Here is a 9572-nt window from a genome sequence, read left to right on the forward strand (position 1 = left end):
ACGGCAGTCGACCACGGCGGACAGCGTGCGCCGGGAGAGGGGGAACGCATGACCAACATCCCGGAGACCGGGCGGACCCCACGGGTGCAGGTCCGGCTCGTCGTCATCCAGGTCCTCGTCGTCTCCCTGCTCGCGACGCTCGGCGGACGCCTGTGGTACCTCCAGATCCGCGAGGGCGACACCTACGCCAAGGAAGCCTCCGGCAACCACGTGCAGCAGGTCGTCCAGCCCGCCGTGCGCGGTTCGATCCTCGACGCGCGCGGGGTGCCCATCGCCGACAACGAGACCCGCCTGGTGGTCTCCGCGTCCCGCACCGAGCTGATGAAGATGCGGGACGACGGCGAGGCGGTCCTCACCAAGCTGGCCGGCGTCCTGGGGATAACGCCCGAGGAAGCCATGGACAAGGTCCGGCTGTGCGACGCCGAGACCCCGCAGCCCTGCTGGAACGGCTCCCCGTACCAGCCGATCCCCATCACCGACGAGGCCACGCCCAAGCAGGCCCTGCAGATCCGCGAGCGCGCCGAGGACTTCCCCGGCATCACCGCCGAGCCGCAGGCCGTGCGCCGTTACGCGGCCCCCGGCGAGGCCAACACCGCCCAGGTGCTCGGCTACCTCTCGCCCGTCACGGACGAGGAGATCCAGCAGGCCCAGGACAGCGACTCGCCGTACCTGCGCTCCGACCAGGTCGGCCGCTCCGGCCTGGAGCGCCAGTACGACGCGCAGCTGCGCGGCAAGGCCGGCGTCACCCGGTACGAGGTCGACAACCTCGGCCGGGTCATGGGGGAGGCCGAGAACGACCCGGGCAGGCCCGGCGACAACCTGGTCACCAGCATCGACGCCCGGGTGCAGCGCATCGCCGAGTACGAGCTCAACGAGGCCATGAAGGCGGCCCGCAAGGAGAACGACCGGAACACCGGGACCAACTACAAGGCCGACTCCGGCGCGATCGTCGTGATGGAGGCGAAGACCGGCCGCGTGGTCGCCATGGCGTCCAACCCGACGTACGACCCGAACGCCTGGGTCGGCGGCATCTCCGCCAAGGACTACACGGAGCTCACCGGCAAGGAGTCCAACTACCCGCTGCTGAACCGGGCCATCCAGGGCCAGTCGGCGCCCGGCTCCATCTTCAAGGTCATCTCGACGGCCGCGGCCATACAGGCCGGCTACTCCTTCGAGGGCCCGCACAACTGCTCGAGCTCGTACGCGATCGGCGGCCAGGTCTTCAACAACTTCGAGTCCAAGGGATACGGCCCCATCAGCCTCGGCCGGGCCCTGGAGGTCTCCTGCGACAGCGTCTACTACCGCCTCGCCCACGAGGAGTGGAAGAAGGACGGCGGCACCGAGCCCAAGAAGAACGCGCACGACTGGTTCTACAAGACCGCCCACCAGTTCGGCCTCGGCGCGGAGACCGGCATCGACCTGCCCAACGAGGTCACCGGCCGGGTCCCCGACCGCCAGTGGAAGCTCGACTACTGGACGGCCAACAAGGACGCCTGGTGCAGGACCGGCAAGAAGGACGGCGACTACGCCGAGCAGATCGCCTACGAGAACTGCCTCGAGGGCAACAGGCTGCGCGCCGGTGACTCCGTCAACTACTCCATCGGACAGGGCGACACCCTCGTCACCCCGATACAGATGGCGTCGATCTACGCGGCGATCTCCAACGGCGGCACGCTGTACAACCCCACCGTCGGCAAGGCCGTCATCAGCGCCGACGGCAAGGACGTCCAGGAGATCGCGCCCGAGGCGCACGGCAAGCTGCCGATGTCCAAGAAGACGCTCCAGGCCGTGGACGGTGCCCTGGAGGGCGTCGTGACCCGTGGTTCGGCCGCCTGGCGGTTCCAGGGCTGGCCGCAGGACGAGATCCCGCTGCACGCCAAGACGGGCACCGCGGAGGTCTACGGCAAGCAGACCACCTCGTGGTTCGCCACGTACACCAAGGACTACTCCATCGTCATGACGATCTCCCAGGGCGGTACGGGCTCCGGCGCCTCCGCCCCGGCCGTGCGCAAGCTCTACAACGCGCTGTACGGCGTCTCGGAGGAGGGCGAGATCGACAAGAAGAAGGCGCTGCTGTTCACCCCGCAGGAGGACCTGCCGGAGATCGGGTCCGACGGGTCGATCGACGCGCCCAGGATCGACGAGTACCCCTCCGAGGAGGACAAGAAGAAGGCCGCCGAGGAGAGCGCGCAGCCGGTGGTGTTCGACGGCTCCACGGCCGCGCCGGACACCGGCGTCACCCCGGCCGCCCTCCCCACCGGCGCCCCGGCGGCCGTCGTGGACACCGGCCTCCGGGCGGCCGTCCTGACCGGCGGCGTTCCGCCGGCCACCGGGCACACCGACGTTCCGCCGGCCACCGTGAACACCCCGGCCGGCGGCAACCGCGACGCCCGCAGGCGCTCGGCCCGCCACGGGGGCGGCAGGGGGCGCAGGGGCGACCAGAGGCGGAGGAGCACCGCATGAGCGGCCGCCGCGACACGAGGCGGGGGACCACCGCATGACCGGCGCGAACAGCTTCTCCGTCTCCGGGTACGGGCCCCAGCGGTCCGGCTGGGCCCGGCTGGCCGCCCGCGACTCGCTCGCCCGCCGGCTCGACTGGCCGATACTGCTGTGCGCCCTCGCGCTGTCGTTCCTCGGCGCGGTCCTCGTCTACTCGGCGACCCGCAACCGCACCGAGCTCAACCAGGGCGACCCCTACTACTTCCTCACCCGGCACCTCCTCAACACCGGCATCGGCTTCGCCCTGATGGTCGCCACCGTCTGGCTCGGCCACCGCACCCTGCGCGGGGCGGTGCCGATCCTGTACGGCGTCTCGGTAGCCCTGGTGCTGCTGGTGCTCACCCCGCTCGGGGCGACCATCAACGGCGCGCACGCCTGGATCCGGTTGCCCGGCGGCTTCTCGCTGCAGCCCTCGGAGTTCGTGAAGGTCACGATCATCCTGGGCATGGCGATGCTGCTCGCGGCACGGGTCGACGCGGGCGACCGGCCCCACCCCGACCACCGCACGGTCCTGCAGGCGCTCGGCCTGGCCGCCGTGCCGATAGCGGTCGTGCTGCTCATGCCCGACCTCGGCTCGGTCATGGTCATGGTCGTGCTGGTGCTCGGCGTGCTGCTTGCCTCCGGCGCGTCCAACCGCTGGATCTTCGGGCTGATCGGCACCGGCGTGGCCGGCGCGATCGCCGTCTGGCAGCTGAAGATCCTCGACGAGTACCAGATCAACCGGTTCGCCGCCTTCGCCAACCCCGAGCTCGACCCCGCGGGCGTCGGCTACAACACCAACCAGGCGCGCATCGCCATCGGCTCAGGCGGCCTGTTCGGCACCGGCCTCGGCCAGGGCTCGCAGACCACCGGCCAGTTCGTGCCCGAACAGCAGACGGACTTCGTCTTCACGGTCGCCGGCGAGGAACTCGGCTTCGTCGGGGGCGCCCTGATCATCATCCTGCTCGGCATCGTGCTGTGGCGCGCCTGCCGCATCGCCCGCGAGACGACCGAGCTGTACGGCACGATCGTCGCCGCCGGCATCATCGCCTGGTTCGCCTTCCAGTCCTTCGAGAACATCGGGATGACCCTCGGCATCATGCCGGTGGCCGGTCTGCCGCTGCCCTTCGTGTCGTACGGCGGATCGTCGATGTTCGCGGTCTGGGTGGCGGTCGGGCTGCTGCAGTCGATCCGGGTGCAGCGGCCCCTGTCCGCGTAGTCCGCGTAGGGGTTCCGCGGGGCGGGGACCGTGCCGGGCACGCTTCCCGTCCCTGTCCGGACCCGGGCTGCCCAACGGCCCGGCGGGCCACTACATTCGGGGCATGGCGGAGGCGAAGCGCAAGGTGGAGACCAAGCGCGAGATCGAGCGTAAGTACGAGTCGGACGAGAGCGGTCTGCCCGACCTGACCGGTGTCGCCGGGGTGGCGACCGTCGTCGACAAGGGCGTCGCCGAACTGGACGCCGTCTACTACGACACGCCCGACGAGCGCCTCGCCGCGGCCGCGGTCACCCTGCGCCGGCGCACGGGGGGCGACGACGCCGGGTGGCACCTGAAGTTCCCCGTCTCCGTCGGCGTCCGGGACGAGATACGGGCCCCGCTCTCCGACACCCTGCCCCGCGCCCTCGCCCGGCTCGTGCGCTCCCGGGTCCGTGAGGCCGAGCTGGTGCCCCTGGTCCGGCTGCGCTCCTCGCGCGACGTGCGTGACCTGCTCGACGCGGACGGCGTCCTCCTCGCCGAGGTGAGCATCGATTCCGTCCGGGCCGAGCGGCTCACCGACGGCGGGCGCGGCGTCCAGTGGTCCGAGATCGAGGTGGAACTGGCCGACGGCGGGGACCCGGCGCTGCTCGACAAGGTCGACAAGAAACTGCGCAAGGCCGGCATACGGCCGTCCGCCTCGTCCTCCAAGCTGGCCCGGGCCCTGCGCGAGACGGCACCCGGCCGCGAGGCGCCCGAGCCGCCCGAGCGCTCCGGGAGGACCGCCGGGCGCCCCGCGACCGCCGCGGACCCCGTCCTCGCCTACGTGCGCGCCCAGCGCGACGCCATCGTCGCCCTCGACCCCGCCGTACGCCGTGACCTGCCGGACTCCGTGCACGCCATGCGCGTCGCCACCCGCCGCCTGCGCAGCAGCTTCCGGTCGTACGCCAAGGTCCTGGACCGCGTCGTCACCGATCCCGTCGGCGCGGAGCTGAAGTGGCTGGCCGAGGAGCTGGGCGCGGGACGGGACCAGGAGGTGCTCGCCGAACGCCTCACGGCCGCCCTGGACGACCTGCCGCGCCCCCTCCTCGCCGGCCCGGTCCGCACCCGCCTGCGCACCTGGTCCCACGCCCGCCGCTCCGGCTCCCGCCGCCGCGTGCTCGCCGTGCTGGACGGCGAGCGCTACCTGGCCCTGCTGGGCGCGCTGGACGCCCTGATCGACGGCCCGCCGCTGCGCGGGGCCGCCGCCGGTGACCCCGGGAAGGTGCTCGACGGGACCGTGCGCCGAGAGGTCGAGCGTGTGTTCGGTCTCGTCCGGGAGGCCCTGGACGTCCCGCCCGGCGACGACCGCGACCTGGCCCTGCACGAGGCCCGCAAGAAGGCCAAGCGCGCCCGTTACGCGGCGGAGGCGGCGACCGCGGGCCCGCGCGACGACTTCGCGGAGCGGGTCCGCGACATGAAGGCCCTGCAGAGCCTGCTCGGCGAGCACCAGGACAGCGTCATGGCCCGGCTCGCCCTGCGCGAGGTGGCGGCCCAGGCCCACGCGGCCGGGGAGAGCTCCTTCACCTACGGCGTGCTGTACGGCCGGGAGGAGCGACGGGCGGCCCAGGCTGAGGCGGCGCTGCCGGAGGCGTACGAGACGATGTCGCGAGCCGCGTTACGCTAGATGGCCACCCCTGTCAGATCCGTAACGCTCACAAAGGTCCGCGAGATGCCTGCCGAAGTCGCTGCGACCGCAGAGTCTGTGTTCCCGCAGCTGGAAGCTCTGCTCCCGCACGTGCAGAAGCCGATCCAGTACGTCGGCGGAGAACTGAACTCCACCGTCAAGCCGTGGGAGTCCACCGACGTCCGCTGGGCGCTCATGTACCCCGACGCCTACGAGGTCGGACTGCCCAACCAGGGCGTCATGATCCTCTACGAGGTCCTCAACGAGCAGGAGGGCGTCCTCGCCGAGCGCACCTACAGCGTCTGGCCGGACCTGGAGGCGCTGATGCGGGAGCACGGCGTCCCGCAGTTCACGGTGGACAGCCACCGCCCGGTGAAGGCCTTCGACGTGTTCGGCCTCAGCTTCTCCACCGAGCTCGGCTACACGAACATGCTGACCGCGCTCGACCTCGCGGGCATCCCGCTGGAGTCGAAGGACCGTACGGTCGACGACCCGATCGTGCTGGCCGGCGGCCACGCCGCCTTCAACCCCGAGCCGATCGCCGACTTCATCGACGCGGCGGTCATCGGCGACGGCGAGCAGGCCGTGCTCGACATGACGCGGATCGTCCGCGAGTGGAAGGCGGAGGGCCGGCCGGGAGGCCGCGAGGAGGTCCTCCTCCGCCTCGCGAAGACCGGCTCGGTCTACATCCCGGCGTTCTACGACGTCGAGTACCTCCCCGACGGCCGCATCGCCCGCGTCGTGCCGAACCGGTCCGGCGTCCCGTGGCGCATCTCCAAGCACACGGTCATGGACCTCGACGAGTGGCCCTACCCCAAGCAGCCCCTCGTGCCGCTCGCCGAGACGGTGCACGAGCGCATGTCCGTGGAGATCTTCCGCGGCTGCACCCGCGGCTGCCGCTTCTGCCAGGCCGGCATGATCACCCGCCCGGTCCGCGAGCGCTCCATCACGGGCATCGGCGAGATGGTCGAGAAGGGCCTGAAGGCCACCGGCTTCGAGGAGGTGGGCCTGCTCTCCCTCTCCTCGGCGGACCACTCGGAGATCGGTGACGTCGCCAAGGGCCTCGCGGACCGCTACGAGGAAGACAAGATCGGCCTCTCGCTCCCGTCCACCCGTGTCGACGCCTTCAACGTCGACCTGGCCAACGAGCTGACGCGCAACGGCCGCCGCTCCGGTCTCACCTTCGCCCCCGAGGGCGGCTCCGAGCGCATGCGCAAGGTCATCAACAAGATGGTCTCGGAGGACGACCTGATCCGCACGGTCGCCACCGCCTACGGCAACGGCTGGCGCCAGGTGAAGCTGTACTTCATGTGCGGCCTGCCCACCGAGACCGACGAGGACGTGCTCCAGATCGCCGACATGGCGGCCAACGTCATCGCCAAGGGCCGCGAGGTCTCCGGCGCGGGCGACATCCGCTGCACGGTGTCGATCGGCGGCTTCGTCCCCAAGCCCCACACCCCCTTCCAGTGGGCCCCGCAGCTCTCCGCCGAGGAGACGGACGCCCGCCTGGAGAAGCTCCGCGACAAGATCCGCGGCGACAAGAAGTACGGCCGCTCCATCGGCTTCCGCTACCACGACGGCAAGCCCGGCATCGTCGAGGGCCTGCTCTCCCGCGGCGACCGCCGCATCGGCGCCGTCATCCGCGCGGTCTACGAGGACGGCGGCCGCTTCGACGGCTGGCGCGAGCACTTCAGCTACGACCGCTGGATGAACTGCGCCGACAAGGCCCTCGCCCCCTTCGGCGTGGACGTCGACTGGTACACGACCCGTGAGCGCTCCTACGAGGAGGTCCTGCCCTGGGACCACCTGGACTCCGGTCTCGACAAGGACTGGCTCTGGGAGGACTGGCAGGACGCCCTCGACGAGACCGAGGTCGAGGACTGCCGGTGGACGCCGTGCTTCGATTGCGGGGTGTGTCCCGCGATGGACACCTCCATCCAGATCGGCCCCACGGGCAAGAAGCTCCTGCCGCTGACGGTGAAGAAGCCGGCGACGGCCGGCTGACCGGGCGCACGAACCGGACGCGGGGCGCAACGCGCGGGGGGCTGGGAGCGTCCGGGTGAATATGGACCTCGAGAAACCGGCTGCCCGGAAGCAGCCAGCCCCAGCTCCCGCCGGCGCTCCCGCGGAGGGTTGCCTGGTCACCGCGATCCGGCTGCCCGTGCGGATCGTGGCGCTCGTGGTCGTCGTACCCGTCCGGCTGCTGTGGGACGCGCTGGTGGCCGTCGGGCGGGTGCTGCGGGACACCGTGCTGCGGCCGGCGGGGCGTGCGTTGCTGTGGGTGGGCAGGGCCCTGTTCGTCTGGCCGTGGGTGGCCCTGGGGCGGTACGTCCTCGTGCCGGTCGGCAAGGCGCTCGGGTGGCTCGGGTACGTCCTGCTCGTGGTGCCTGCCCGGTGGGTGTACCGACACGCGCTGACGCCCCTGGGGCGCGGGCTGGCGTGGCTGGGGCGGGTCCTCGTCGTCGTGCCCTCGGTGGGGCTGTACCGCTACGTACTGGCACCCGTCGGGCGCGGCATCGGGCTCACCCTGTACTGGACGGCACGCGTCCTGTTCGTCCTGCCCGCGCTCGCCCTCTGGCGGTGGATCCTCGTCCCCGCCGGCCGCGTGCTCGCCGTCATCGGCCGTGAGGTGCGGGACGCGCTGCGGCACGCCTGGCGGATCGCCGGGTACGTGTCGCGGGCCGTCGGCCGGTTCTTCGGCACCCTCCTCCGGTGGATCCTCGTCGAACCGGTGCGCTGGACCTACCGGAACGTGCTGACACCGGTCGGGCATGTGGTGCGGGACGTCGTCTGGCGGCCCGCGGCCGCCGCCGCACGCGCCGTGGGACGCGCCGCGCGCCAGGTGCTCGCCCCGGTGCGTGACTCCGTCCGCCGGGCCCGGGCCGACGTCCGGCGCCTGCTGCTCGGTGCGCCCGAGCGACCGGTGGGGCATCAAGAGGCGGCCCACAGGGAACCAGGACGCCCACAGGCACGTACTCTAGGTAGCAGTACGACCGCACTCACGAAGGACTGAGCGACACTGGGCAAGCGACAGCCCGAAGGCCCGCCGCCCGCACCGGTGGTGCAGCGCATCCGACTGCGCTACACCAAGCGCGGCCGCCTCCGGTTCACCAGCCACCGTGACTTCCAGCGCGCCTTCGAGCGTGCGTTGCGCCGCGCCGAGGTGCCCATGGCGTACTCGGCGGGGTTCACGCCGCACCCGAAGGTGTCGTACGCCAATGCCGCACCCACCGGCACGGGCAGTGAGGCGGAGTACCTGGAGATCGCGCTCACCGAAGCGCGCGATCCCGAGAAGCTGCGCGAGCTGCTCGACGAGTCGCTGCCCGCCGGGCTCGACATCGTGGACGCGGTGGAGGCCCGCACCCCGGGCCTCGCCGACCGGCTCACCGCCTCCGTGTGGGAACTGCGCCTCGACGGCGTGAGTCCCGAGGAGGCCGGGCGCGCGGTGGCGGCCTTCGAGGCGGCCGAGACCGTGGAGGTCGAGCGCCAGACCAAGAAGGGCATGCGGGCCTTCGACGCCCGCCCCGCCGTGGTGAAACTCGACGTGAGCCCGGAGACGCACGGTCCCCGGGCTGATAGGCCGACCGACCAGCCCTGTGCGATACTGCGGCTGGTTGTTCGGCACGTGACGCCTGCCGTACGACCCGACGACGTCCTGTCCGGTCTCCGCGCCGTGGCCGACCTGGCGCCGCCGGTCCCCGCAGCGGTGACCAGGCTGGCGCAGGGGCTGTTCGATGCAGGGGCCGGCACGGTGACCGACCCGCTCGCGCCCGACCGCGAGGCAGCGCCGCTCCTCGAGACGGCCGCTGCCGCCGCGACGGCGCCGGCGGTGGAAGGTCCCGCGTAGGGACGGACGTCACAGCGCCGCCCTCGGACTCGGGAGCCACCTGGGTCGGGCAGCGCACCGACCAGAAGACTTTCGCCAGGCCGTGCGTACATCGCGTACGGAACCGGCGAGACAGGACACGATGAGCTCCCGTGCGGCGCCCGCGTCCCGGACGGCGGCACCGCGCACCGCGCGAGCCGCGGACGTCACCGGCATCGCCGGACCGGGCGCGGCGCCCGGGAGCCTGACGGGAGAACCGCCCGCATGCTCGAACCGAACGAATCCACCGAGGGTTCCGACCACAACACCCCCAGCGACACCCTGCCGCCGCGCCGGCGCCGTCGTGCCGCGTCCCGCCCCGCGGGTCCGCCCGCGGCGGGCGACGGGACGCAGGCGGAGACCGTGAC

Annotated in this window: 6 protein-coding genes; all 6 read left to right on the forward strand. The window is 72.1% G+C overall.

Going from position 1 to position 9572, the window contains the following annotated elements; all coding sequences use genetic code 11:
* Positions 1-48: 48 nt before the first annotated feature.
* The 6 genes from mrdA (at position 49) to UW392_RS02975 (ending at position 9186) form a co-directional block, all read left to right on the forward strand.
* Positions 49-2463 (forward strand): penicillin-binding protein 2, encoded by a 2415-nt coding sequence (gene mrdA, locus UW392_RS02950; RefSeq protein ID WP_320773249.1) that lies wholly within the window; start codon positions 49-51, stop codon positions 2461-2463.
* Positions 2464-2497: 34 nt separating this feature from the next.
* On the forward strand, positions 2498-3697 hold the full coding sequence (rodA, locus tag UW392_RS02955; RefSeq protein WP_320773250.1) for a rod shape-determining protein RodA: 1200 nt from the start codon (positions 2498-2500) through the stop codon (positions 3695-3697).
* A gap of 103 nt (positions 3698-3800) precedes the next feature.
* A complete protein-coding gene (locus UW392_RS02960; protein WP_320773251.1) occupies positions 3801-5339 on the forward strand; it encodes a CYTH and CHAD domain-containing protein in 1539 nt (512 codons plus the stop codon).
* A gap of 45 nt (positions 5340-5384) precedes the next feature.
* On the forward strand, positions 5385-7343 hold the full coding sequence (locus tag UW392_RS02965; RefSeq protein ID WP_320773252.1) for a TIGR03960 family B12-binding radical SAM protein: 1959 nt from the start codon (positions 5385-5387) through the stop codon (positions 7341-7343).
* Between the two features lie 61 nt (positions 7344-7404).
* Entirely contained in the window at positions 7405-8352 is a 948-nt protein-coding gene (locus UW392_RS02970; RefSeq protein WP_320773253.1) for a hypothetical protein, read from the forward strand.
* 48 nt (positions 8353-8400) lie between these two features.
* Entirely contained in the window at positions 8401-9186 is a 786-nt protein-coding gene (locus UW392_RS02975) for a TIGR03936 family radical SAM-associated protein (protein WP_320773254.1), read from the forward strand.
* Positions 9187-9572: the final 386 nt, after the last annotated feature.

It is taken from the genome of Streptomyces sp. CRN 30 (assembly GCF_034105845.1).

Bases quoted from the DNA above. Each gene is read 5' to 3' on its own strand.
- mrdA (WP_320773249.1), top strand. From the start codon at position 49: ATGACCAACATCCCGGAGACCGGGCGGACCCCACGGGTGCAGGTCCGG.
- rodA (WP_320773250.1), top strand. From the start codon at position 2,498: ATGACCGGCGCGAACAGCTTCTCCGTCTCCGGGTACGGGCCCCAGCGG.
- UW392_RS02960 (WP_320773251.1), top strand. From the start codon at position 3,801: ATGGCGGAGGCGAAGCGCAAGGTGGAGACCAAGCGCGAGATCGAGCGT.
- UW392_RS02965 (WP_320773252.1), top strand. From the start codon at position 5,385: ATGCCTGCCGAAGTCGCTGCGACCGCAGAGTCTGTGTTCCCGCAGCTG.
- UW392_RS02970 (WP_320773253.1), top strand. From the start codon at position 7,405: ATGGACCTCGAGAAACCGGCTGCCCGGAAGCAGCCAGCCCCAGCTCCC.